The sequence below is a fragment of the Pantoea sp. A4 genome (assembly GCF_000295955.2).
Lineage (GTDB): Bacteria > Pseudomonadota > Gammaproteobacteria > Enterobacterales > Enterobacteriaceae > Pantoea > Pantoea multigeneris.
In genome coordinates this window covers 1-23,879 of sequence record NZ_ALXE01000045.1, presented here as the reverse complement: position 1 = coordinate 23,879, position 23,879 = coordinate 1, and the positions used below count along the sequence as shown (strand labels likewise).

The window sequence follows — 23,879 nt, the reverse complement described above, 5'->3', positions numbered from 1 at the left end:
TTTTTATCGCCTACAAATCCCTTGCCAGTCCCTTAAGATTACATATAGTATTTGTTTTGTCGACATTTGGACGACATTAATAAATGACCTCGTTACGGTTTTACTACGTAGTGAGTTCGCTCTATATCAATAACTTATGACGTCGGAGTTTCAGCATGGCACGCTATAATTTTGAGTGTATTGAAGGGCATACTGCGGGTATGCCCGTGCGTTTAATCATCTCCGGCCAGCCTGAATTAGCAGGTGCAACCCAGAGCGACCGCAGGCGGGATTTCATTGAACGCTTTGACTGGATGCGGACCGGGATCATGTGTGAGCCGCGCGGTCATGAAATGATGTCCGGTGCCATGCTGGTCCCTTCAACCCGAGCCGATTGTGATACCGGCGTGCTGTACCTGGAGACCTCCGGCTGCATTCCGATGTGTGGCCACGCCACGGTGGGGCTCACCACCTTTGTGATCGAAAATGCCTTGATTACCCCGCAGACACCCGGCGTTCTGCGTCTTGACACGCCAGCCGGTGTGGTTGAAGCACACTATGTTTTCGATGGCACAAAAGTGACCGAAGTGCGCTTTGTTAACATTCCCTCTTTTGTTTTCGCGAAAGATGTTGAAATTGATCACCCCGATCTGGGGCTCATTCACTTCGATATCGCCTATGGCGGTAACTTCTACCCGATCGTCGAAAGCCAGGCGAACTACCGTGACTGCGCTGACTATTCGCCAGAAGAGTTGCGTCGTATGGCACAGGTGCTGGTGAAGCTCATTCCGCAGGTGATTGATGTGGTGCACCCGGAAGATCCCAATGTGCGTGGCGTGCATCACACCATGTGGGGCGGCGCGCCACAGGTTGGCGGAGACGCGCGTGGTGTGGTGATTGCGACGCCAAAAATTATTGACCGTTCCCCCTGCGGGACCGGGACATCAGCTCGCGTGGCACTGCGCGCTGCGCGTGGTTTGCAGGATATTGGTGATGTGTTTGTGCATGAGAGCATCATCGGCACCACGTTTAAGGGACGGGTGGAAGAGCATCTGACCCTGCGTAATGGCACCCCTGCTGTGCGTCCTAGCGTAGAAGGTGTCGCTTATGTCACCGGTCGCTCCAGCCACTTTATTGATGATGAACAGCCGTTCTATTCCGGTTTCCTTGCCTGATCGCCGCGCAACGCCCTGAACCCGCCCTGGTGTAGGCGGGTTTTTTTTTGGCATGCAGATTGTTAAAGCAGCAGAAAACGAGGCAGGGCGAAAAACAGATGGGCGCACCTGTAAATTCGTGCGCCCACGCTAAGGGGTTATTTCTGCGCTAATGCCAGATCTACACCTGCATCAGACATTTTTTTAACGTCACCGGAAGCCTGTTTCGCTTTGATGAACTGATCGAACTGGGCGAGATCGGCGGCCGGGATATCTTTCCGTACCCCAAAGTTAATGCTCTGTTTTGCCAGCAGTGGGTTTGGTGTGAATGCGGTTGCCCAGTCAGGATGGGCGCGCAACAGCAGGGTATTGCTCATGCTGTCATCCGCGAGAAAGTCGGCACGTTTTGACATCAGCGACAGGCGGGTTTCATCAAAGCCGGGCAGGCGCATAATTTTGGCCCGTTTAAGCACGCTGCTGATGGCTTTATCCTGCGCCGTGCCTGACATCACCGCAAAGGTATATTCCGGTTTATCGATATCCGCCAGGGAGGTAATTTTCTTCGGCAGCCGAGGGTTATTTTTGTTGTAAACAAAGTCGACGCTGTAATCCACCACAGGAGATGTAAACGAAATCGACTGGCGGCGTTCTGGTGTGTCATTGAGCGACAACGAAACGTCCCACTTACCTGACTGTAGCCCCGCGACAATGTTATCCCAGGAGGTATCAGCAAACTCAACTTTTACCTTCAGAACCTGCTCACCAAACTGGCGACACAGATCCGGGAAGAGACCGCTATAGTTGCCAGTTTTTGGATCGCGCATCACCCATGGCGCGGATGCCGCAGCACCACAACGCAGTACGCCCGCCTGGCGGACTTGCTGCCAGGTTGTGTTGCTTTCAGCGTGAGTAGGCAGGCTCAGCAGTGATGCACCCAACAGTGCTGCAGTGACGAACAGTTTGCGACTAAAACAAGTGACTTTATGCATGTATGTACCCTCAGAATTATAACACCCAGGTGGATAACATCAGTGATGAAAGTGTTGATCAAATTGCCATCACATTTGTCGACATAATGACTACAATGTCAATTGTGATAGTTTGATTTTGCGATAGGGTTTTCATATATTGCATTTAAAACAGCAGGTTAATTTTTCTTAGTTGTTGAATTTTATTGGTTTTGTCTTTTGGTGGCTTTGTGATTCGTGTCGACATTGAGTCGACTTGTTGGCGTGATGTAACGTTGTGCCCTGAAGGCCGTGGACGAAAAAGCAGCAGGGTATGAAAACCGGGGGTGTCAGGACAGCGATCGTGTCATCGCTGCCCTGGAGAAAGGAATCAGGGGTAGTTGATCTGTACGTCTGAGGTGAGGTTACGGTTGAGGAACTGCATGAAACGTCCACGGAACTGCGCGGCGTGTTGATGAGCATATTTCTCCGCCAACTCGACATCTCGTGCTTCAATCGCGTTGGTGATCAGGCTGTGGTCACTGCCAATCTGATCGGCAGTTTTATGTTCATCCAGGGTCTGGAACTGGAAGTGCAAGTGCAGCATACGGCGGCCTTCTTCCAGCAAACGACGATAAACATCGGTGAAATAGCTGTTGTGGGCGGCTTCCGCAATGGCCATGTGATAATCATAGTTCTTTTCGATCATCCCCTGGCTATTGCCATTTTTCACGCAGATTTTCAACGCTTTCTCATAGGCCACTTCCGCTTTGCGAATCGCGATAAGCTGCGCTTCCGTACGGTGCATGGCAGCCAGCCGGGTGATGACGCGCTGAACCAGATCCAGCGCATCCAGAAACTCCGGGATCTGGCTGAAATTCATCGGTGATACCACCGTGCTGCGATTAGGCAGCATGGTCACCAGACCATCGGCGGAGAGGCGGACCAGGGCTTCACGAATCGGCGAGCGGGATAATGTAAAACGTTCCGCCAGGCTCACTTCATCAATCGCCGATCCGGGTGCCAGTTTCATGGTTAAAATTTCATCACGCAGGACGCCATACACGCGAACGGCGCCGGTCTCTTTTTGGGTTGGGTTCTCTTTTTCTTTTTTGATCATGTCAACTTCCGTGAATAGTAAGGACTTCAGGCACCGGCTTCATCGCCCTAATATACAGCAATCTTTCCCTCTCGCACGGCCAGTGCGGGTTGTTACACCAAATTCTGGTTTTCTGATGTCGCTGAGATTCTGCGCTGTCTGCTTGCGTCATCTGTGATAACGTTAAAAAGACGACTATAGCAGCGTTTTTGTCGACATTTTGCATTTTTTGGCGACCTGACTGTGAACAGAATGGAAGAGCACATGACCAAATATGTGGGTGATACGAATAATCAAAGAGAAACCGGCGCGATGCGGGTGTATGCCATTTTGCGTGATGAAATTTTAACGATGCAGCTGGCACCAGGCAGTGCGGTTGATGAGATAAGCCTGGCAGAACGTTTTGCCCTGTCACGCTCACCGATTCGCGAGGCGTTGGTGCGCCTCTCGGCCGATGGGCTGGTGATGATTTCGCCTAACCGGACCACGTCTGTTGCTCCTATGGATTTTGGCCGCATCCCCGAATTTCTCGATGCCCTGGATTTACTGCAGCGTGTTGTCACGCGGTTGGCGGCCATTCACCGCACTGCTGATGAGATGGCTGCCATTCGCAAAGCCCAGAAAGCCTATGAAAAAGCCTGTGCTGCCTGCATCAAGTCGGGTAACAGCCAGTCGATGATTGAAAAAAACTACGAGTTTCACATGGTGATTGCCGCCGCTGGGCACAACGTCTATTTTGCCGATCTCTATCGGCGATTACTGGAAGAGGGGCGGCGGATGTTGCATTTGCACTTCCAGTTCCAGACGCTGGACGAGCATCTGACCGCCGAGGAGATCGCCAGCGATCACGTGGATATCGTTAATGCGATTGAACAGCAAGATGCGGAGATGGCAGAGAAATTTGCCCATTTACATGCGACGCAGTTTAAAGGGCGGTTTATGCAGTTCCTCGATCGTAACCTGACCGCCAATATTCCGGTTAACTACCCCTGATTGATTCGATGAGCCAAAAAGCCGGAGTTCCCGGCTCTTTTGGTGGAACTACACGACGTTGCTTTCGCTGCTGACCTTGTTTAACACACCACCCACCGCCCAGTGGGTGCGTTCTACTTCGCTCACAATGACCTGAATATCTGCCGCTGGGCATTTGGCTATTCTGGCGGTCTCTCTGGTCAGCGCTTCTACCAGCTCAATACGCTGTGCTTCTGTTCTGCCTGTCAGCATTTCAACCCGAATCATTGGCATATCACTCTTCCTGTCGTTGGTTAATGTGGGATTACTGCAATTGCAAGGCCACATTAAAACTAACCGTCGACATTTTGTCGACTATTAGTGATAAATAACAGTGATAATTTTTCAATGCATTGATTTTGTTGGGTATTATTAATTATCTGTAAAATCAGGGAAATTCTAATATATGAAAAACCTATCACACTTTTGAACTAATCCCGTTGACAGAATGTTGTCATTGTCGACAAATTATATGCAACGAAAGGCGGATTTCACAGCGTGTGAAAGCGCCGGACGTGAGGGACTTGCAGGCATCGTGTTTCTTTAGCAACACCAGCGTTTTATAAAATTAAAATCGAGGATGCAGAACATGTTTACTATTTTCAGGACCGTTAGCAAGACGATAAGTTGTAGCCTTTTTCTGAGCAGTTTGCTGGTCGCTATGCCTTCTCATGCGGATGATGCCAGCCGGTGGCAACAGGTAAAAGCCAGCGGCGTGCTGCGTTGTGGTGTTGCCGCTTCCCCGCCGTATGTGATGCGCGACCCAAAAACCGGTGATTACTCCGGTATTTTCCCGGAACTGTGTCGCCGCTTCGCGACTGACGTACTGAAAGTAAAACCTAAATTTGTCGATACCAACTGGGACAACATTGTCGCGGGTTTGCAATCTGAAAAATGGGATCTCTCCCTGTCCCTGAACGATACCCCTGAGCGTCGCAAAGCCATTGCCTTTTCCGCGCCCGCTGTCGATTACAGCATCACGTTTGCCTACAACAAAAAGAATCCCAAAATCGCCGCAGGCTCACACCAGTTGGCTGATATTGATAAACCGAATATCACCGTTATTGTGCTGTCAGGAACTGCTGCTGATAAAGCCGTGTCTGGCGAACTGAAGCAGGCCCGCATTATGCGTCTGCCTGGCTTCGATGAGACGCGCCTGGCCCTGATGTCAAAACGTGGTGATGTCCTGGCGGATGACAACATGTCCAACATGTTGCTGAAATCGGCGCATGAAGACTGGGTGAACATCCTGGTGCCAAATCCTCTGCTGGCGCCGCAGGGTATTGCCATTGGCGTGCGTAAAGATACGCCTGCGGCCGATGTTGATGAACTTAACCAGTTTATCCAGACGCAGCGTAGCAATGGTGAAGTCGATAAGCTCCTCAAACAATCGGTACAAGCCACGCTCGCACAAGCCCATTAATGCTTTTGGCCCGTAGGCTGTGGGTTTTTCTACGGGTTACTCACTGGAAACAGACCAACCGTGCGCCACGCGCTGGAGAGAGAGTCATGCATTCGTTAGCGACTAAAGAGGATTTGTCACTCGACAATTCACGTGAGACCGTCAGCCCGCTGGTCGCGGCTGGCAAGTTTGTGCAGTTCCGCGATGTTTACAAAGCCTACAGCGACAAATTAATCGTGATGGACGGATTAAATCTCGATATGCGGGCAGACGATCGTTTGGTGATTATCGGACCCAGCGGCAGCGGTAAAAGTACCTTATTGCGCGTCATGATGGGGCTGGAAGAGGTCGAAAGAGGCGAAATCCGTTTCGAAGGCGAGACCTACATTGCCGGGACCGGCCATAAACATCAGCGTATTGATAGCGAGATCCAGAAAAAAATTGGCATGGTGTTTCAGCACTACACGCTGTTCCCACATCTTTCGGTGTTAAGCAATTTGACGCTGGCACCCGTCAAGGTCAGAGGCATGTCACTGAAAGATGCCACTGAAAGTGCGCGTAAATATATGAGCCTGTTGGGTCTGGAGAGCAAGCTGAATGCGTACCCCAGTCAGCTTTCGGGCGGGCAGAAGCAGCGTGTTGCAATTGCTCGAGCCCTGATGCTGGAACCGCAGCTGATGCTGTTCGATGAGGTGACTTCCGCGCTGGATCCCGAAATGGTGGTCGAGGTGCAGAACGTGATGTTGAAACTGGCGGAACAGAAAATGGCCATGATCATTGTCACACACGACATGCATTTTGCCCGTGACATCGCCACGCGGGTGGTGTTCTGTGCCGGTGGCAAAGTGGTGGAAGAGGGGCCGCCGGATCAGATATTTAAATGTCCACAGCAGCCACGCACCCGCGAGTTCCTTAATAAAGTCCTTCATCTGTAGTGGGTACTGAAACATGGATTATCACTTTGATTTTAGTTTTCTGACGGGGCACATCGGTGAACTGTTAGGCGGATTAAAAGTCACCATTGAATTAGCCCTGGCTGCCAATGCAATGGGGATTGTGTTGGGCTTTGTGCTGTGTTTGATGGCAATGAGCCCGTGGAAAATCATTCGTTTTCCTACGCAGCTCTTTATTGAATTTTTCCGTTGTACTCCAGCGCTGCTGCAAATTATTTGGTTCTTCTACTGTATTCCGATGATGGTGGACTTCTTTATTGATCCCTTTGTCATGGGCGTATTAGCACTGGGACTCAACCTGAGTGCCTTCAATGCAGAAGCCTATCGTGCTGGCGTACAGGCAGTGCCGCGTGAACATCTCGATGCTTGTGTGGCGCTGGGGCTCAAGCCTTACCAACGTACCCTGTATGTGATTTTGCCACAGGCACTGCGCACCTCACTGCCGGTGTTACTGACCAATGGCATCGGGACTTTGCAGCAGAGTGCGCTGGTAGCGATTGTTGCCATCTCCGATCTGATGTATGTCGCGAAGAGTATTGCCACCGACTCCTACCGTCCGCTGGAGATCTACTCGTTGGTAGCGCTGCTCTACTTCTTTATGTCGGTGCCGTTTTCCAAACTGGTGCACATTATCGAGCGTCGTCAGGACGCAGCCACGCAGCGCTAAGGAGAAAAAGCCATGTCTCTTGATTTCACCACCGTTTTTTCTTACTGGCAAATTCTGCTGAAAGGGTTGGGGCTGACGCTGGCTTTCACGCTCAGCAGTGCACTGTTGGGTTCTGTTCTGGGCTTTATGATTTGTTTGCTGCGTGCTTCCGGCAAAAAGTGGATCACCTGGCCGCTGACGCTGTTTGTTGAATTCTTTCGTGGCACGCCGTTGCTGATTCAGCTGTTCTGGATCTTCTTCTGTTTGCCGGTGGTCTTTCGTCTGCAAATTCCACCGTATATTTCGGTGATTATTGCACTCACCGCCTACATGGCCGCAATAACCAGCGAAACATTCCGTGGTGCGCTGAAATCGATTGCCGGTGAGCAGCATGATGCCTGTATCGCACTGGGCCTGACTTCAGCGGTGAAAGTGATTTACGTGGTGATGCCACAAACGTTACTGCGTTCGATTCCGCCGCTGCTCTCCAACGTGGTGAGCTTATTTAAAGAGAGTGCGCTGATCTCGTCCGTCGGGATTGCCGATCTGATGTTTGTGGGACAGAACATTTCGAACAGTACCGCTCAGCCGGTCGAGTTTTTAACCGCAACCGGGATTATCTATTTCTGTGTGGCTTATCCACTCACGCGCCTGGTGGGGCTGGTGGAAGGCAAAATGCTCCGGCGCTTTGCTTATTAACAGCGGGCTTTTTGTGAGCGGGCAAGTTTATTTTTGGTGAGGGTTTGTCAGTTGAATACGATTTCCGGTAAGCCAACCGCAGCAGCGGGTGAACATGCAGTGATTGTCGGTGGTGGAATTGTGGGCGTGTGCTGTGCGCTTTATCTGCAACGCGAAGGGGTAGAAGTCACGTTGATCGATCCGGCAGATGCCGGAGAGAGCACGGCAAAATGGAGTTGCGGCCAACTCTCGGTGGGGGAAATTATTCCACTGTCTAAACCCGGTATTTTAACTAAAATCCCTGGCTGGATGTTGGATCAGACCGGACCGCTGGCACTTCGCCCGCAGGCATTACCGGGATTGATTCCCTGGTTTATGCGTTTTCTCGGTAATGCTCGCCATTCTCGTATCGAGAATATTGCGCAATCTATGGCGACGCTGACGCGCCATGTGTTTGATGACTATGCCCGGTTGCTGGATGAACCTGAATTACAGGCGCTGATCGTCAATCGCCCGGTGATGCAGGTGTTTGATTCACCTGCCGGAGTTGATAGTGAGCGTGAGCATAATGTGTTGCGCAAGCAGCTGGGTTTTGCCAGCCAGATTGTGAACGGCGATGAGATTGCCGCACTTGAGCCGACGCTGGCCGGTAAGTTTAATCACGGTATTGTGTTGCCACAGTGGCGTTTCGTTACCGATACCGAAGGGTTTATTGTCGCGTTGACGCAGCGCTTCCTCGCCAAAGGGGGCAAGCGTATTAAAGCCAGCGTGAGCCATTTTCAGCAAGCGGGCCAACGTGCTACTGCTGTGGTACTGAACAGCGGTGAAAACATCAGTGCGGATCACTTTGTGGTCTCTTCGGGGATTGGGGCGCGTCGCTTCTTTAATCAACTGGGGATTAACGTGCCGTTACAGCCGGTTGCGGGCTATCAGGCCGTGGTGAAAAATCCGGGTGTCTCTCTCAATCACTCGATTATTTATGGTGATGGTGGTTTCTGCTTCACCCCCATGACGCGAGGTTTGCAGATTGGTGGCACCATTGAGTTTGCCGGAAACAGTACGCAGCCGAATTTTAAACGCGCGGAATTGATTTTAGCCAAAGCGCGTAAAGTGTTGCCGCAGATGAATACGCAAGAGGTTGAGTTTGGCGTTGGCTATCGTCCGTTATTGCCGGATACCAAGCCCGTGATCGATCGTTCAGCCACGCTCAGTAATGTGTTATTAGCCATTGGGCACGGCCAACTCGGCCTGACTTTAGGTGCGGTGACCGGCCGCTTAATTGCGGATCTGGCGGTACAACGCAACAGCGACATTAATCTTGCTCCCTTTAGCGCCTACCGCTTTTAAGCTTCAGGCACGTGCAACTTTATCCAGAAACAGCGATTTATTGAGGTAATAACATGCGTTGGAACAGAACACTGCAGGTCGTGGGCGTACACTGCGAAGGTGAAATAGGGAAAGTGATCACCGGTGGGGTGATTAGCATCCCCGGTGAGACCATGCTCGACAAAATGAATTACATCAACGAAGTCGACGATAGCCTGCGTAAAATGGTCACAATGGAACCGCGTGGCTGCTTGCAGATGTCGGTTAACCTGCTGCTGCCACCCACCCGGCCAGAAGCCCACGCGGGCTTTATCGTTTTACAGTCAGATAAAGCCCACCCGATGTCAGGCAGTAACTCGATTTGTGTGGTGACCGCGCTGCTGGAACTGGGCATGGTGCCGATGCAGGAACCGGTCACCGAGGTGATTCTTGATACGCCTGCCGGTCTGGTCACCGCGCGTGCTACGTGCAGCAATGGCCGTTGCGTTGGCGTCTCTCTGGATATGGTGCCGTCATTTGTTGAAGCGCTGGATCTGGTGATTGAGACCGAAGAGTTTGGTCCGATCAAAGCGGATATCGCCTTCGGCGGCGTCTACTATGCGCTGGTGGACGTTGAACAGATTGGCCTGACTATCGAACCGGCGAATGCGCGCAAGCTGGCAGATTTTGGTGTAGCGATCCGCAATCAGGTGAATCGCCAGTTCAAGGTTAAACATCCGCTCTATCCGGGCATTGAAAGTGTGGCATACACCATGTTCCGCAACCGGGACAACCATCCGGTGTACCAAACCTGTACCACGCTACCGCCAGGCCGCGTTGACCGCTCGCCTTGCGGTACGGGTAGCTCGGCGAATCTGGCTTCGCTGGCGGCACGTGGCCTGGTAGGCACCGGCAGCAAATTGATCTCGAAATCAATTATTGGCAGCGAATTCAACATTGAGCTGCTGGGCACCACCACGGTTGCTGATAAACCGGCGGTATTACCGCGCGTGCAGGGGCGGGCGTGGATTTACAGCATCGAACAGATGGGCTGGGACCCGGAAGATCCGTTGGCAAAAGGCTTTATGCTGAGTGATACCTGGGGCGAAGCCTTCTAACTTCGCTCTCGTCCTTATTATTTCCTGTTAATTCAATCCGACGGTGGTCGGATTGAAGGGCTTCTTGCACGTTGAGGAAAGTAAAATGATTACTGGTAAAACACGCGTTTTTTATATGGTCGCCGATCCCATTGATCAGGTTCGTACCCCGGAAATATTTAATAAGGTGCTGCCGTTATGCGGCATTGATGCCGTAATGGTGCCCTTACAGGTCAGCCCGGATAATTTAGTCGAGACGGTACGCGAAATATTCAAGGCGGAAAATACGGCGGGGATGGTGTTATCTATTCCACATAAAACCGATGCGGCTGAATTAGTGGATTCTCGCTCTAAGATTGCGGCTACGGCGAATGCCGTCAATGCGATTCGTCGTAATGCGCAGGGGGAACTGGAAGGGGATCTGTTCGACGGCGTGGGTTTTGTAAAATCGCTGGAGCGCTATGACATGCCTTATCAAGGCAAACGTATTCTCCTGCTAGGGGCTGGTGGCGCAGGCAGTGCTATTGCCGTTGCATTGGCCGCGACACAACCTTCACACCTCGCTATTTTTGATCCAGAAACAGAGCGCGCTACCCGTCTGGCCAGTTCGATTACCGCCAGCTTCGGCGTGGATTGCATCGCGGCGAGTGATAACAATGCGGCCGGTTTTGATGTGATCATCAATGCTTCCCCGCTGGGGCTTGAGAAAAGTGACCCGCTGCCGGTGCCTACGCACAACGTCGACGCATCAGCCGTGGTGTGCGACATTCTGATGAAAAACCAGCCGACGCCGTTACTGCAAGCGGCGATCGCGAGCGGCAACCGGGTGTTACCGGGCTTTGATATGTTAATTCTGCAAACCCCGCTGTTCCTGGAGTTCTTTGGGTTGCAAACGGTGGCTGATTTCTTACGTCAGGATGATTCGGAAGTACGCCGCATGTTGTTCCCACAGGAACTCGGCTGGATGGTTGAGCATTGAGACCATCGCCTGCCGTTTTGCGGCAGGCGAGAGCAGGATTAAATATCGACCTTCTCGCGAAACTCGCACAGATCTTCAATCAGGCAGGAACCACAGCGCGGCTTACGGGCGACACAGGTGTAACGACCGTGCAGAATCAACCAGTGGTGGCAGTCGACTTTAAAATCCTTTGGCACCACTTTTAACAGCCGATCTTCAACTTGCTCCACGTTTTTTCCTGGGGCAAAGTTGGTCCGGTTACAGACGCGAAAAATGTGCGTATCGACGGCAATCGTTGGCCAGCCGAACGCGGTATTCAACACCACATTGGCGGTTTTACGGCCTACGCCCGGCAGTGCTTCCAGGGCTGCACGATCTTCTGGTACTTCACCGTTATGCTGCTCCAGCAGAATGCGGCAAGTCTTGATGACATTTTCCGCCTTGCTGTTAAACAGGCCGATGGTCTTGATGTACTCCTTTACCCCATCCACGCCGAGTGCCAGCATCGCGGCGGGGGTATTGGCCACCGGATAGAGCCTGGCGGTGGCTTTATTAACACTGACATCGGTGGCTTGTGCGGAAAGTAATACCGCAATCAAGAGTTCAAAAGAGGAGCTGAAATTCAGCTCCGTGGTCGGGTGAGGATTATTTTGTTGTAAGCGACTGAGGATCTCGACGCGTTTATTCTGATTCACATGGCTTCCTGCAATTAATGACCGTGGCTGTGGCCTTGAGGGGCACTGTACTCCACCACTGTCTCACCGCGTTTCAATGCACGCTGTTTGGTTTTTTGGTCAATCAGGTATTTGGCTGCCAGCAACATACCCAGGCCGATAAATGCGCCTGGTGGCAGCATGGCAAGGAGCATTGGGGAGTCAAAATGCACCACCTGGACTTTGAGGACTTTGGCCCACGGTCCCAGCAGTTGGTCAGCGCCGGCAAAAATGGTGCCGCTGCCGATAATTTCGCGAATGCAGCCCAGCGTGGTCATCGCGCAGGTTGCCCCCATACCGATGGCGAAGCCATCCAGCGCCGCCAGCGGAACGCTGCTTTTGGATGCGACCGCTTCCGCACGGCCCACCACAATACAGTTGGTCACGATCAGCGGGATAAAGATCCCTAACGATTCATACAATCCGTAGGCATAGGCGTTGATCAGCATCTGCACGCAACTCACCACCGAAGCGATAATCATCACGTAGATAGGAATACGGATATCTGCCGGTGCCCAGCGACGGGTCATTGAGATAAAACTGTTGGTCAACGTCAGAACCAACGTCGTCGCCAACCCGAGACCCAGGGCGTTGGTGGCGGTAGAGGTCACGGCCAGCAGCGGACACAAACCCAACAGCTGTACCAGGGAAGAGTTGTTCTTCCACAGCCCACCGATCAACAGTTCTTTAGCTTCACTCATTGCTGTCTCCACACTCGGTCAGGGACGCGAGTTTGTCTGGCAAGGTTTCAATATACAGTGCGGTGCGTTTGGTTGCATTCACCACCGCGCGAGGCGTAATGGTGGCACCGGTAAATTGATCAAATTCACCGCCATCCTTTTTCACCGCAAAATTCTTATCATCGCTACCGTGGACCACTTTACCGTTAAAACTCAGGATCCAGTTAGAGATACGCAGTTCGATTTTATCACCGAGGCCAGGTGTTTCATGGTGTTCAACCACGCGAACCCCCAGCACTTTACCGTGGAAATCGGCTCCCACCAGCATCTGAATATTACCAGAGTAGCCGTCAGGGGCTGTGGTCTCCAGTGCGGCTGCAACCGGCGTGTTGCCTTTGCGTGCAATATACAGATGGTGTGGATTGCTGTTTCCCAGCGCCGGATCGGCCACCACATAGCACTCTTGTTGAATGCGGTTGTCATACAGCTCGGTCGGCACCACCTGATCCAGCAGGTTTTTCTGTTGCAGTGCCGTTTGGTGTTCCACCGTCGGTTTAGTGACGTGATAGACCACCGCCGTTACCCCGGTAGTGGCTGCGGCAAAGATGGCCAGCGTCATGCCGTTTTTACGAATTGCGTCCAGCATGGCTTACTCCTTACGGTGGCCATACACCCGAGGTTGGGTGTAGTAATCAATTAACGGTACACAAATGTTAGCCAGCAGTACGGCGAAGGCCACACCGTCTGGATATCCACCAAAGCTGCGGATCAGCCATACCAGCAAGCCGATAAGCGCGCCATAAATCAGGCGACCACGGTTGGTGGTAGAGGCGGTGACGGGGTCGGTGGCAATGAAAAACGCACCCAACATCGTCGCGCCCGAAAACAGGTGGATCATCGGGGTATTCAGACTGGAAGGGGAGAACCACCATCCCAGGGTAGCGCAGAATGCTAACGCCGCCAGCATACTGACCGGGATCTGCCAGCGAATGGCATTTTTCCACAGCATGAACAGACCACCCAGCAGATAACCTACGTTAATCCACTGCCAGCCCAGGCCCGCCAGCACACCGGTATAGATCGGCTCAGCCAGCAGCTGTCCTGCGCTGTGGCCCGCTCGCAGGCCGGTTTTGAAATTATCCAGCGGGGTTGCCTGGCTGACGCCATCCGCACCCAGCGCCAGTTGCTGCATGGTGTCTCCAGCCAGCGTATGGCCGGTGAAGATCATGCTGAGGGAGTCGAGCAGGCCAGGACGGATTACCTGCAAGGCTTCCGGCGGCATCCAACTGGTCATCTGCACCGGGAATGAGATCAGCAGTACCACATAACCGACCATTGCCGGGTTAAACGGATTTTGTCCAAGGCCGCCATATAACTGCTTGGCAATGACAATCGCGAAGAAGGTGCCGATCACCACCAGCCACCACGGTGCTAACGGTGGCAGGCTGATACCAATCAGTACGGCGGTTAATAACGCTGAGTTATCCGCTAAGTTTGGCACTACCGGTGCGCGGCGCAGGCGCAGAATCGCCGCCTCGGCTATCCACGCGGTGAGCGTGGCAATCAGAACCTGTATGACGCTGCCGTAGCCAAAGAACCAGCACTGTGCCGCGAAGCCAGGCACAGCCGCCAGTACCACCAATAGCATGATGTTGCCCGTGCTGCGGCGATTGTGAGTGTAAGGGGAACTTGCAATACGAAAAGCCATTTAATCCTCAATCGTCGTCGACGGCTGCTGCGCTTTACGCGCTTTAGCTCGGGCAATCGCAGCGGCTACCGCTGCTTTTCGGGCATCTTCTGGCGCGGCAGGTGCAACCGCCGTCTCTTCCGTGACCGTATTCTGATTCTCTACTGCTGCGGGTTCCGCTTTCGCCGCCTCGGCTTTTTTGGCTTTAGCGCGGGCAATGGCGGCTTCTATCGCCGCTTTACGTGGGTCAACCGGTGCAGCTTCGGTGGCGGGTTCGGCAACCGGTGCGGGCTCAACAACTGGCGCAGGTTCAGCCCCGGCAGCAGCGGCTTTTTTCGCTTTAGCGCGGGCAATGGCGGCTTCTACTGCAGCTTTACGTGGGTCAGCCGGGGCAACTTCAGTGGCGGGTTCGGCAACCGGTGCGGGCTCAACAACTGGCGCAGGTTCAGCTCCGGCAGCAGCAGCTTTCTTCGCTTTAGCACGGGCAATGGCGGCTTCTACGGCGGTTTTACGTGGGTCGACTGGCGCGGCTTCGGCGGCTGGTACTGGTTCGGCAACCGGTGCAGGTTCAGCTCCGGCAGCGGCAGCTTTCTTCGCTTTAGCACGGGCTAACGCGGCTTCTACTGCGGCTTTACGTGGGTCGACCGGTGCGGCTTCAGCGGTTGGCTCAGCAACGGGTGCAGGTTCAGCTCCGGCAGCGGCGGCTTTTTTCGCTTTAGCACGGGCCAACGCAGCTTCTACTGCGGCTTTCCGCGGATCTTCCGCCTGCTGGGTTACAGGGGCCGTGGCGGCCTGGGTTTCAGCCGCAGCCGCTCGTGCTTCAGCAATCCGCGCGCTACGTTCAGCCGCAGCAGATTCACTGTTCTCCCCGGAGCGGGAAACACGCTGTTTCGTCTGTTCATGGCGGGCTTCACGGGCCAGTTTCTCTCGCTCAAGGCGCGCCTGACGCGCTTCAAAGCGGTTTTTGGCTTCAACGGTGCGCTGGGCTTCGAGATCAATGGCTCGCAGCTCGGCTTTCTCCTGACGATAATATTGCACCAGCGGAATATTGCTTGGGCAGACGTAGGCGCAGGCACCACACTCAATGCAGTCATCAATGTTGTGCGCACGGGCTTTATCGTGATCGGCCCCCTGGCTGTACCAGAACAACTGCTGTGGCAACAGATTCGCCGGGCAGGCGTCCGCACAGGCGCTACAACGGATGCAGGATTGCTCCTCATCGTTGTTGCCCATTTCACTGCTGGAAGGCGCAAGGATGCAGTTGGTGATCTTCACCATCGGCACATCCAGTGAGGGCAGGGTAAAGCCCATCAGCGGGCCGCCCATGATCACCATTTGCTGTTGCGCGGGAGTAAAACCGCCTTGTCGTAACAGATGGCTGACTGGCGATCCTAAACGTCCCCAGATATTGCGTGGCTGCGTGAGGGCTTCACCGGTCAAGGTAACGACACGCTCGGTGATGGGTTCGCCGTTGATAATGGCGCGTTTTACCGCCCAGGCCGTACCGACGTTCTGCATCAGCACACCGATATCCGTTGAGCGACCGCCATGCGGCACTTCGACACCGGTCAGAATTTTGGTTAACTGCTTGGCACCACCGGAAGGGTATTTGGTGGGGATAACGCGCAGTTCCAGATCGCGGCTTCCCGCCAACGCCTGCTTCAGCGCGGCAATCGCTTCGGGTTTATTGTCTTCAATGCCGATTAACACCCGGTCTGCTTGTAATACCCAAGCCAGAATGCGGCAGCCCTCCAGCACTTCGGCGGCACAGTCCTGCATCAGACGGTCATCAGCGGTGATATAAGGCTCGCATTCGGCCGCATTGATAATCAGCGTTTTTACACCACGCAGGCCGCCGCGCAGTTTGGTCCCGGTGGGGAAACCTGCCCCTCCTAACCCGGCAACGCCCGCTTCGTGAATGCGGCTAATGGTTTCGCTGCGCGGGTGCTCGCGGTAATCCGTAAACGGGGTCAGCTCGGTCCAGCGGTCTTCACCATCCGGCGTGATAAAAATACACAGCTCAGACAACCCGGAAGGGTGGGCGGTGATATGCGGGCCAATGGCGGTGACGGTCCCCGAGGTGGGGGCATGTACCGGCAGCATGCGCCCAGTACCAAAGGTTAAGGCCTGGCCGCGCAACACACGATCGCCTGGGGAGACGCAGATCTCCCCCTCGTTACCAATATGTTGTTTAAGGGGAATAATAAACCGATCGGGTAACGGCACCTGACTGAGCGGCGTGCCGTTAGACTGGGTTTTCATTTCTGGCGGATGGATACCGCCCTGGAAATCCCAGATTTTCTCTTTACGAAACAGATTGAAAATATTAAGCATGAGTCTCTACCGGGATCACCCGAACAGGAATAGTTTGCAGATCCCACTTCCAGTTGGCCGTAGTGGTAGCCACTGGGCGCATCTCAATGCAGTCGGTCGGACAGGGGGCAACGCAGAGGTCGCAGCCGGTGCAGGCATCGCTCAGGACCGTGTGTACGGCGCGGGTCGCACCGACAATCGCATCGACCGGACAAGCCTGGATGCATTTGGTACAGCCGATGCAGTTGGCTTCATCAATCCACGCCACGGTACGCACCGGCTCTTTCGCGGCTTCGCCACCATCAATAGGTTGTGGCTCAACGTTGAGCAACGTGGCCAGTTTGAGCATGGTTTGCTCACCGCCCGGTGCACATTTGTTGATCGCTTCACCGTTATTTCCCACTGCGTCTGCATACGGACGGCAGCCAGGATAGCCGCACTGCCCACACTGGCTCTGCGGTAATATGGCGTCGATCTGCTCAACAATCGGGTCTTCTTCGACTTCAAAGCGGCGTGAGGCATAACCTAACAGCCCACCAAACACCAGGCTAAGGGCACTCAAAACAACAATAGCTATCCAAATCGCGGTCATTAGAATTTCACCAGCCCGGTGAAGCCCATAAACGCGAGTGCCATTAATCCCGCAGTGACCAGCGCGATGGAGTTACCTTTAAACGGAGCCGGAACGTTGGCCAATACCAGACGCTCGCGAATACCGGCGAACAGCACCATGACCAGCGAAAAGCCCAGTGAGGCACTGAAGCCATACACCGCAGCCTGCATGAAATTGTGATTGAGGTTAACGCTCAGCAGCGGCACACCCAATACGGCACAGTTGGTGGTGATCAGCGGTAAGAAGATACCCAACAGGCGATAGAGTGACGGGCTGGTTTTACGCACCACCATTTCGGTGAACTGAACGGTAACCGCGATCACCAGGATATACGCCAGCGTGCGTAAATAGACGAGGTCCAGCGGCACCAGAATCAGATGGTTGACCAGCCAGGCACAGATAGAGGCCAGCGTAATAACAAAGGTCGTGGCGAGCCCCATACCAATCGCCGTCTCCAGCTTCTTGGAAACGCCCATGAAGGGGCACAGGCCGAGAAACTTCACCAGCACGAAGTTGTTCACCAGCACGGTACCTACAAACAGAAGTAAATAATTGGTCATTATTAAGCCTGGGAGTCGAAAAACACCTTATTATCAGGGATTACCAGACGTATCTCAACCTTCACCCCCCGAATGAGGGCGAAGGAGAGCACTCAGCATTAAATTCTTGACGAAACTCGCGCCATTACGGTTGGGTGAACGTGGCTTTCACCCGTTTTGATCGCTTGAAATACGCAGAAAAACCGGCTGCCGCCAGCAGGGAGAGAAGCAACGTTTGCAACGCGCGTTGATCCGAAATCGGGCTAAAAGCAAAGGTTTTAACCGCCAATACCAGCGTCAGCAGTAGCCAGATGATGTAATGACGCGGTAAGCGGCTGGAACGCTTGAAAAACAGCCAGCAGATGAACAAGCTATACGCCCAAATGGCCGCTGCCGTCAGCAAAGAAATCAACCAATAGCTCAGCGCACTGCCCCCCAGAGAAAACAGCTGGGTACGCCACTGATCGTCAGCCAGACGTGACAGATAGAGTGCCAACACCAGCGCGGTGGTTAGCAGGGTCATAATAAGCCATGCCAGCGGCAACAGTAACCAACCACCGATGCGGGGTGAGTGTGTGGAATCATTCATTACTACAGAACCTGTCTTAAGCGGAAAGACCGGTGATAATAGCATGTAATATAATTTGCCGCTTAATTAAGCCGCCGGGCTGCTGTTATAGCACGTAATGCCAGACCGTTTTAGGCACACGGCCCAGATCGTAAAGTTTGCCACCAGAGGCCAGTTCAGCGCGACGATGGTCAGCGGCACGATACATATTGATCAGTTCTTTATTATCGTCCAGAGAGTAGTGCAGATGATCATAAAGTTTTTCCAGACTTTCTGGGTTATTCACTTTACGAAATTTCATCAGGTAATCGAGAGCAGTCATGATTGCCATAATAGATAACTTAAGTAAGAGCGGACCAGTATATGAAGCTTGCTGTCAGAGTCTATAGGCGAGAAGTAAAAAAATGAAAAATCAGATGAAAGCAGCTAATTCTGAGAAAAACCAGGGGATTTTTACCGGTGCAGGTAAAAGGGTTCGGTTTTGTCGGTCGACAGACACCCATTTCCCTCCCCGATGACAACACAGGCAGCACAAATTTTAGGGTGTGCGTAACATCACAAATCAGCGCTTTACTCCCCTGCAGTGGGCGATGACGATATCAGTACCGGTCGTTGTAATCGCTTCCAAATAATTCTGCTTTAACCTGCTCACTTTATTACGATTATTTAACACTCTGCCCGGACGCCCCTAGCCAGTTTATCCATATTCTCCTGCAAAATCCCGGTCACCTTGAGGGGTGAACGTCTTTGATTTAATTAGTTTTGTGAGGTGTATCGCCATCAGTCTCCGCATTTTAGTCCAGGCTTGTGAAGCTGTTTACCCTGTACAGATAATCCCTTTAGAGGAAAAAAATTATGTGGAAACGTTTACTTCTCTCCACGCTGGTGAGTGCAGCTATGGTCGGCCCGGCACTGGCTGCGTCAATGACGGTGGGTTTCTCTCAGGTTGGCTCCGAATCGGGCTGGCGTGCAGCCGAAACCAGCGTGGCAAAAAGTGAAGCCGCGAAACGTGGTATTACGCTGAAAATTGCCGATGGCCAGCAGAAGCAGGAAAACCAGATTAAAGCGGTGCGCTCATTCATTGCACAGGGCGTGGATGCGATCTTTATTGCGCCAGTGGTGCAGACAGGCTGGGAACCGGTGTTGGAAGAGGCCAAAGATGCCAAAATTCCGGTGTTCCTGTTGGATCGCGCCATTGTGGTGAAAGACAAGTCCCTCTACCTGGCAGTCGTGACGGCGGATAACGTGCTGGAAGGGAAGTTAATTGGCGCCTGGCTGGTCAAAACGGTGGCAGATAAGCCGTGTAACGTGGTGGAACTGCAGGGAACAGTGGGGGCCAGCGTCGCCATCGATCGTAAAAAAGGGTTTGCCGAGGCGATTGCCAACCATCCTAATATCAAAGTCATTCGCTCTCAGTCCGGTGATTTTACCCGCAGTAAAGGTAAAGAGGTGATGGAGAGCTTTATCAAAGCAGAAAACAACGGCAAAAATATCTGTATGGTTTACGCCCACAATGATGACATGGCGATTGGGGCCATTCAGGCAATTAAAGAGGCGGGCCTGAAACCAGGGAAAGATATTCTGACCGGTTCAATTGATGGTGTGCCGGATATTTATAAAGCCATGCTGGCAGGTGAGGCTAATGCTAACGTTGAATTAACGCCAAATATGGCAGGTCCTGCGTTCGATGCGCTGGAGAAATTTAAAAAGGATGGCACCTTACCGCCGAAAATCATTCAAACCGAGTCACGCCTCTACTTACCTGCCGATGCGCAGGCTCAGCTCGATAAGAAAAAAGACATGGGTTATTGATACGCAGACAGCCGCCTCACCGGGCGGCTTTCTCGTTGGTCTGACGGGGAACTATGCAGATGCACGACTCAGCTTCGCCACCACTGCTCGCCATCAACGGCATCACCAAAGCCTTTCCCGGCGTTAAAGCGCTGGATAATGTCTCTTTTAGCTTGCGCAAAGGGGAAATTATGGCCTTGCTGGGGGAAAATGGCGCGGGAAAATCGACTTTAATCAAAGTATTGACCGGGGTCTACAGCCGTGACGGCGGTAGCATCAGCCTCGCCGGGCGGGACATCAGCCCGCGTAATACCGCGGAGGCGCAAGCTCTCGGCATTGGGACGGTTTACCAGGAAGTGAATCTGCTGCCGAATATGTCGGTGGCAGATAATCTGTTTATTGGGCGTGAACCGCGTCGACTGGGGATGATTGACCGAAAAAGCATGGCGCGGGCGGCGGAGGCGTTGCTGGGTGCTTACGGTTTTCAGCTGGATGTCACACGCCCTTTGGGCCATTTCTCGGTTGCAATGCAACAGATTATTGCCATTTGCCGCGCGGTGGATCTCTCTGCGCAGGTGTTGATTCTGGACGAACCCACCGCCAGTCTCGACGCCAGTGAAGTGGATATGCTGTTTAGCCTGATGCAGCAACTGCGTGACAGAGGCATGGGGCTGATTTTTGTCACCCACTTTCTCGATCAGGTGTATCGCATTACCGACCGCATCACGGTATTACGCAATGGGCAGTTTATTGCCACGCGGGATACTGCCTCACTGCCGCAAATCGAACTGGTTAAGTTGATGCTGGGGCATGAGCTGCTGGAAACGGCATTGCAGCGTCAGGGCAGTACCTTACGCAGTGAGACGCCGACGGTGAGTTTCAGGCAGTACGGAAAAAAAGGCACCATCGCGCCTTTCGATCTCGACGTTCGGCCTGGTGAAGTGGTGGGCCTGGCCGGGCTATTGGGCTCCGGGCGTACGGAAACAGCAGAAGTGCTGTTTGGCGTGAGGCGTGCAGACAGCGGCACGGCCACGGTGAAGGGTAAGGTGCAGCGCATTAACAATCCGGCCCAGGCGTCTCGCCTGGGGATGGGATTCTGCCCGGAAGATCGTAAGACGGATGGCATTATTGGTGCCGCCTCGGTGCGGGAAAATATCATTCTGGCACTGCAGGCCCAGCGCGGCTGGCTGCGACCGATTAAAAAACGTGAGCAACAGGCGCTGGCTGAGCGTTTCATTCAGCATTTAGGGATTCGTACGCCTCATGCCGAACAGCCGGTGGAGCTGCTTTCTGGCGGTAATCAGCAAAAGGTGTTGCTGTCGCGCTGGCTGGTGACTAAACCGCAATTCCTGATTCTGGATGAGCCCACGCGCGGTATCGATGTGGGGGCTCATGCAGAGATCATCCGTTTGATTGAGTCACTGTGCGCCGATGGGCTGGCGCTGTTGGTGATCTCCTCAGAGCTGGAAGAGCTGGTGGGTTACGCCGATCGCGTGGTGATCATGCGGGATTTACAGCAGGTCGCCGAAATTCCTCTGGAGCAGCTTTCGGTGGCTGCGATTGTTAACGCCATCGCGGAAGGGGGTAGTCAACATGCTTGAGTCTCATCTGCAACGGGAAAAGACGCCAAAGCGGCCGTTCCGTCTGCCACCCGGTCTGCCGCAGGTTGCCGCGTTGATTTTGGTTTTATTGATCGACAGTCTGGTGGCGAATAACTTTTTTGCCATTCACATTCAGGATGGGCGGCTGTTTGGGAGCCCGGTGGATATCCTGAATCGCGCGGCACCGGTTGCCTTGTTGTCGTTGGGTATGACGTTGGTGATTGCCACCGGGGGAATCGATCTTTCGGTGGGGGCGGTGATGGCGATTGCTGGTGCGACTGCGGCCACGTTGACCGTAGCAGGTCATGGCCTGCCGTTTGTGATTGCGGCAACGCTGGCTTCCGGTTTGCTGTGCGGTTTATGGAACGGGGTGTTGGTTGCACTGCTGCGTATTCAGCCGTTTGTCGCCACGTTGATCCTGATGGTGGCGGGTCGCGGCATCGCGCAGTTGATCACTCAGGGACAGATCGTGACGTTTGATAATGACGCGCTAGCCTGGTTTGGTAGCGGTTCCTTATGGTGGCTACCGGTGCCCGTGTGGATCACCCTGGTGGTGGCGTTAGCCATTTGGTTGCTGACGCGTAAGACGGCATTAGGCCTGTTTATTGAGGCCGTGGGGATTAATCTGCGTGCGGCGCGTAATGCGGGCGTGACCGGCTGGCTGGTGGTGATGTCAACGTATGTCATCAGTGGGTTGTGTGCTGCGGTCGCCGGGTTGATTGTTGCGGCGGATATTCGGGGTGCGGATGCCAATAACGCCGGGCTGTGGCTGGAGCTGGATGCGATTCTCGCGGTGGTGATCGGCGGTGCTTCATTACTGGGAGGGCGTTTTAGCCTGTTGCTGTCGCTGTTGGGGGCGTTAATTATCCAGTCGATGAATACCGGGATTTTGCTTTCTGGTTTTCCGCCGGAGCTGAATCAAGTGGTGAAAGCGACGGTGGTGATGGCGGTGTTGCTGATTCAGTCTCCCCGTTTTATTGCGCTGTTTAAACGCCGAGGTTCCCGATGATAAAACGTCATTTGCCGTTGATGATCACGCTGCTGGTGTTTGTGGCCGGTTATCTGTTTTGCCTGAGCCAGTTTCCGGGGTTCGCCTCCACGCGGGTGATCGCCAATATTCTGACTGATAACGCATTTCTTGGCATTATTGCCGTCGGTATGACTTTTGTGATCCTTTCCGGCGGTATCGATCTGTCGGTGGGGGCGGTGATTGCCTTTACCGGCGTGTTTCTGGCGCGCGCAATCGGTGATTTCCATCTGAATCCGTGGTTAGCCTTTAGTCTGATTCTGTTAGCGGGTGCCTGTTTTGGTGCACTGATGGGCTGGCTGATTGATGCGCTGAAGATTCCGGCTTTTATCATTACGCTCGCCGGGATGTTTTTCCTGCGTGGCTGTAGTTATCTGGTGTCTGAGAATTCCATTCCCATTGATCACCCCCTGTATGCGACGCTTTCCAGTCTGGCCTGGCGTATTCCCGGTGGTGGCCGATTAAGTTTGCTGGCGCTGGTGATGTTAGCCGTTGTCGCCGTGGGGATCGTGCTGGCGCATCGAACGCGTTTTGGCAATCAGGTGTATGCGATAGGTGGCAATCTGACATCGGCGCAGTTGATGGGGGTTTCTACCCGAGCCACCACGGTGAAGGTGTATATGCTGTCAACCACGCTGGCGACCCTGGCCGGAATTGTGTTCTCGGTGTATACCTCCGCAGGTTATGCCTTAGCCGGGCTCGGCGTTGAGTTAGATGCGATCGCTTCGGTGGTGATTGGCGGCACGCTGCTCGCAGGCGGTGTGGGTACAGTGTTGGGGACGTTGTTTGGCGTGCTGATTCAGGGGCTGATTCAGACCTGGATTAATTTCGACGGCACGCTGAGTTCCTGGTGGACCAAGATCGCCATCGGTATCCTGCTGTTTGCGTTTATTGCCCTCCAGCGGGTGCTGACAATTATGTGGGACCGCCAGCAGAATGCGCCGGTGAAGCGTGTGGTGCCTACGCAGGCACCGGATCAGGGAGGGTAATTTGGGTTTTGGATGGTGCGGTCTGTATCCGTGCGTTCCAGTCGCAGATGGCGGGGAGTGCCGTAAAGACGCCGTGAATCCCTCCCTGGAGGCTCTGCCGCCGCATCCATGCGGCGGAAGCTTTACTCT

25 protein-coding genes are annotated in these 23,879 nt (G+C 53.6%); 13 read left to right on the top strand and 12 right to left on the bottom strand.

Going from position 1 to position 23,879, the window contains the following annotated elements; all coding sequences use genetic code 11:
• Positions 1-155: 155 nt before the first annotated feature.
• Entirely contained in the window at positions 156-1,154 is a 999-nt protein-coding gene (locus B880_RS0118370; RefSeq protein ID WP_017348921.1) for a 4-hydroxyproline epimerase, read from the top strand.
• A 137-nt stretch (positions 1,155-1,291) separates the two neighbouring features.
• Here the strand turns inward: B880_RS0118370 and B880_RS0118365 are convergent, their stop codons facing one another.
• Together B880_RS0118365 and B880_RS0118360 are read right to left on the bottom strand one after the other, a co-directional pair.
• Complete coding sequence (locus tag B880_RS0118365; protein WP_017348920.1) at positions 1,292-2,122, bottom strand: transporter substrate-binding domain-containing protein; 831 nt, start codon at positions 2,120-2,122, stop codon at positions 1,292-1,294.
• A gap of 349 nt (positions 2,123-2,471) precedes the next feature.
• Positions 2,472-3,200 (bottom strand): GntR family transcriptional regulator, encoded by a 729-nt coding sequence (locus B880_RS0118360; protein WP_017348919.1) that lies wholly within the window; start codon positions 3,198-3,200, stop codon positions 2,472-2,474.
• A gap of 243 nt (positions 3,201-3,443) precedes the next feature.
• Here B880_RS0118360 and B880_RS0118355 point away from each other — a divergent pair, with 243 nt between their 5' ends.
• Positions 3,444-4,172 (top strand): GntR family transcriptional regulator, encoded by a 729-nt coding sequence (locus tag B880_RS0118355; protein WP_017348918.1) that lies wholly within the window; start codon positions 3,444-3,446, stop codon positions 4,170-4,172.
• 48 nt (positions 4,173-4,220) lie between these two features.
• Here the strand turns inward: B880_RS0118355 and B880_RS0118350 are convergent, their stop codons facing one another.
• A complete protein-coding gene (locus tag B880_RS0118350; protein ID WP_071524417.1) occupies positions 4,221-4,478 on the bottom strand; it encodes a tautomerase family protein in 258 nt (85 codons plus the stop codon).
• A gap of 373 nt (positions 4,479-4,851) precedes the next feature.
• Here B880_RS0118350 and B880_RS0118345 point away from each other — a divergent pair, with 373 nt between their 5' ends.
• The 7 genes from B880_RS0118345 to B880_RS0118315 all read left to right on the top strand — a co-directional run bounded on the left by B880_RS0118345 (position 4,852) and on the right by B880_RS0118315 (position 11,250).
• Positions 4,852-5,613 carry a transporter substrate-binding domain-containing protein gene (locus B880_RS0118345; RefSeq protein ID WP_017348916.1) on the top strand — a complete coding sequence of 254 codons (762 nt, stop codon included), beginning with the start codon at positions 4,852-4,854 and terminating at the stop codon, positions 5,611-5,613.
• 86 nt (positions 5,614-5,699) lie between these two features.
• Positions 5,700-6,527: an amino acid ABC transporter ATP-binding protein gene (locus B880_RS0118340; RefSeq protein ID WP_017348915.1), complete on the top strand. Its 828-nt coding sequence runs from the start codon at positions 5,700-5,702 to the stop codon at positions 6,525-6,527.
• Between the two features lie 13 nt (positions 6,528-6,540).
• Entirely contained in the window at positions 6,541-7,212 is a 672-nt protein-coding gene (locus B880_RS0118335; protein WP_017348914.1) for an amino acid ABC transporter permease, read from the top strand.
• A 12-nt stretch (positions 7,213-7,224) separates the two neighbouring features.
• A complete protein-coding gene (locus B880_RS0118330; RefSeq protein ID WP_017348913.1) occupies positions 7,225-7,890 on the top strand; it encodes an amino acid ABC transporter permease in 666 nt (221 codons plus the stop codon).
• A 51-nt stretch (positions 7,891-7,941) separates the two neighbouring features.
• The gene (locus B880_RS0118325; protein ID WP_017348912.1) at positions 7,942-9,216 is read left to right on the top strand and encodes an NAD(P)/FAD-dependent oxidoreductase; all 1,275 of its coding nucleotides are present in this window, start codon (positions 7,942-7,944) and stop codon (positions 9,214-9,216) included.
• Between the two features lie 53 nt (positions 9,217-9,269).
• Positions 9,270-10,292 carry a proline racemase family protein gene (locus B880_RS0118320; protein WP_017348911.1) on the top strand — a complete coding sequence of 341 codons (1,023 nt, stop codon included), beginning with the start codon at positions 9,270-9,272 and terminating at the stop codon, positions 10,290-10,292.
• A gap of 85 nt (positions 10,293-10,377) precedes the next feature.
• The gene (locus B880_RS0118315; protein ID WP_017348910.1) at positions 10,378-11,250 is read left to right on the top strand and encodes a shikimate dehydrogenase family protein; all 873 of its coding nucleotides are present in this window, start codon (positions 10,378-10,380) and stop codon (positions 11,248-11,250) included.
• 38 nt (positions 11,251-11,288) lie between these two features.
• On the opposite strand, the gene nth is transcribed toward B880_RS0118315, so the two are convergent.
• The 9 genes from nth to ydgT all read right to left on the bottom strand — a co-directional run bounded on the left by nth (position 11,289) and on the right by ydgT (position 18,664).
• Positions 11,289-11,924: an endonuclease III gene (nth, locus tag B880_RS0118310; protein ID WP_017348909.1), complete on the bottom strand. Its 636-nt coding sequence runs from the start codon at positions 11,922-11,924 to the stop codon at positions 11,289-11,291.
• 14 nt (positions 11,925-11,938) lie between these two features.
• On the bottom strand, positions 11,939-12,643 hold the full coding sequence (locus B880_RS0118305) for an electron transport complex subunit E (RefSeq protein ID WP_017348908.1): 705 nt from the start codon (positions 12,641-12,643) through the stop codon (positions 11,939-11,941).
• A complete protein-coding gene (gene rsxG, locus B880_RS0118300; protein ID WP_017348907.1) occupies positions 12,636-13,268 on the bottom strand; it encodes an electron transport complex subunit RsxG in 633 nt (210 codons plus the stop codon). The genes B880_RS0118305 and rsxG overlap by 8 nt, the downstream gene beginning before the upstream one ends.
• Before the next feature lie 3 nt (positions 13,269-13,271).
• On the bottom strand, positions 13,272-14,330 hold the full coding sequence (gene rsxD, locus B880_RS0118295; protein ID WP_017348906.1) for an electron transport complex subunit RsxD: 1,059 nt from the start codon (positions 14,328-14,330) through the stop codon (positions 13,272-13,274).
• Entirely contained in the window at positions 14,331-16,643 is a 2,313-nt protein-coding gene (gene rsxC, locus B880_RS0118290; RefSeq protein WP_017348905.1) for an electron transport complex subunit RsxC, read from the bottom strand.
• On the bottom strand, positions 16,636-17,214 hold the full coding sequence (gene rsxB, locus B880_RS0118285; RefSeq protein ID WP_017348904.1) for an electron transport complex subunit RsxB: 579 nt from the start codon (positions 17,212-17,214) through the stop codon (positions 16,636-16,638). The genes rsxC and rsxB overlap by 8 nt, the downstream gene beginning before the upstream one ends.
• Positions 17,214-17,795: an electron transport complex subunit RsxA gene (gene rsxA / locus B880_RS0118280; RefSeq protein WP_017348903.1), complete on the bottom strand. Its 582-nt coding sequence runs from the start codon at positions 17,793-17,795 to the stop codon at positions 17,214-17,216. The genes rsxB and rsxA overlap by 1 nt, the downstream gene beginning before the upstream one ends.
• 124 nt (positions 17,796-17,919) lie before the next feature.
• Positions 17,920-18,363: a DUF2569 domain-containing protein gene (locus B880_RS0118275; protein ID WP_017348902.1), complete on the bottom strand. Its 444-nt coding sequence runs from the start codon at positions 18,361-18,363 to the stop codon at positions 17,920-17,922.
• 85 nt (positions 18,364-18,448) lie between these two features.
• Complete coding sequence (gene ydgT / locus B880_RS0118270) at positions 18,449-18,664, bottom strand: transcription modulator YdgT (RefSeq protein ID WP_017348901.1); 216 nt, start codon at positions 18,662-18,664, stop codon at positions 18,449-18,451.
• A 533-nt stretch (positions 18,665-19,197) separates the two neighbouring features.
• Between ydgT and ytfQ the strand changes: the two genes are divergently transcribed.
• Genes ytfQ through yjfF form a run of 4 tightly spaced genes read left to right on the top strand, consistent with a single transcriptional unit; the run spans position 19,198 to position 23,750 of the window.
• The gene (gene ytfQ, locus B880_RS0118265) at positions 19,198-20,154 is read left to right on the top strand and encodes a galactofuranose ABC transporter, galactofuranose-binding protein YtfQ (RefSeq protein WP_017348900.1); all 957 of its coding nucleotides are present in this window, start codon (positions 19,198-19,200) and stop codon (positions 20,152-20,154) included.
• Between the two features lie 59 nt (positions 20,155-20,213).
• Complete coding sequence (gene ytfR, locus B880_RS0118260; RefSeq protein ID WP_036646398.1) at positions 20,214-21,734, top strand: galactofuranose ABC transporter, ATP-binding protein YtfR; 1,521 nt, start codon at positions 20,214-20,216, stop codon at positions 21,732-21,734.
• Positions 21,727-22,743, top strand: coding sequence for a galactofuranose ABC transporter, ATP-binding protein YtfT (ytfT, locus tag B880_RS0118255; protein ID WP_017348898.1), 1,017 nt, complete (start codon positions 21,727-21,729; stop codon positions 22,741-22,743). Before ytfR ends, ytfT begins: the two co-directional genes overlap by 8 nt.
• A complete protein-coding gene (gene yjfF / locus B880_RS0118250) occupies positions 22,740-23,750 on the top strand; it encodes a galactofuranose ABC transporter, permease protein YjfF (RefSeq protein WP_017348897.1) in 1,011 nt (336 codons plus the stop codon). The genes ytfT and yjfF overlap by 4 nt, the downstream gene beginning before the upstream one ends.
• Positions 23,751-23,879 lie beyond the last annotated feature (129 nt).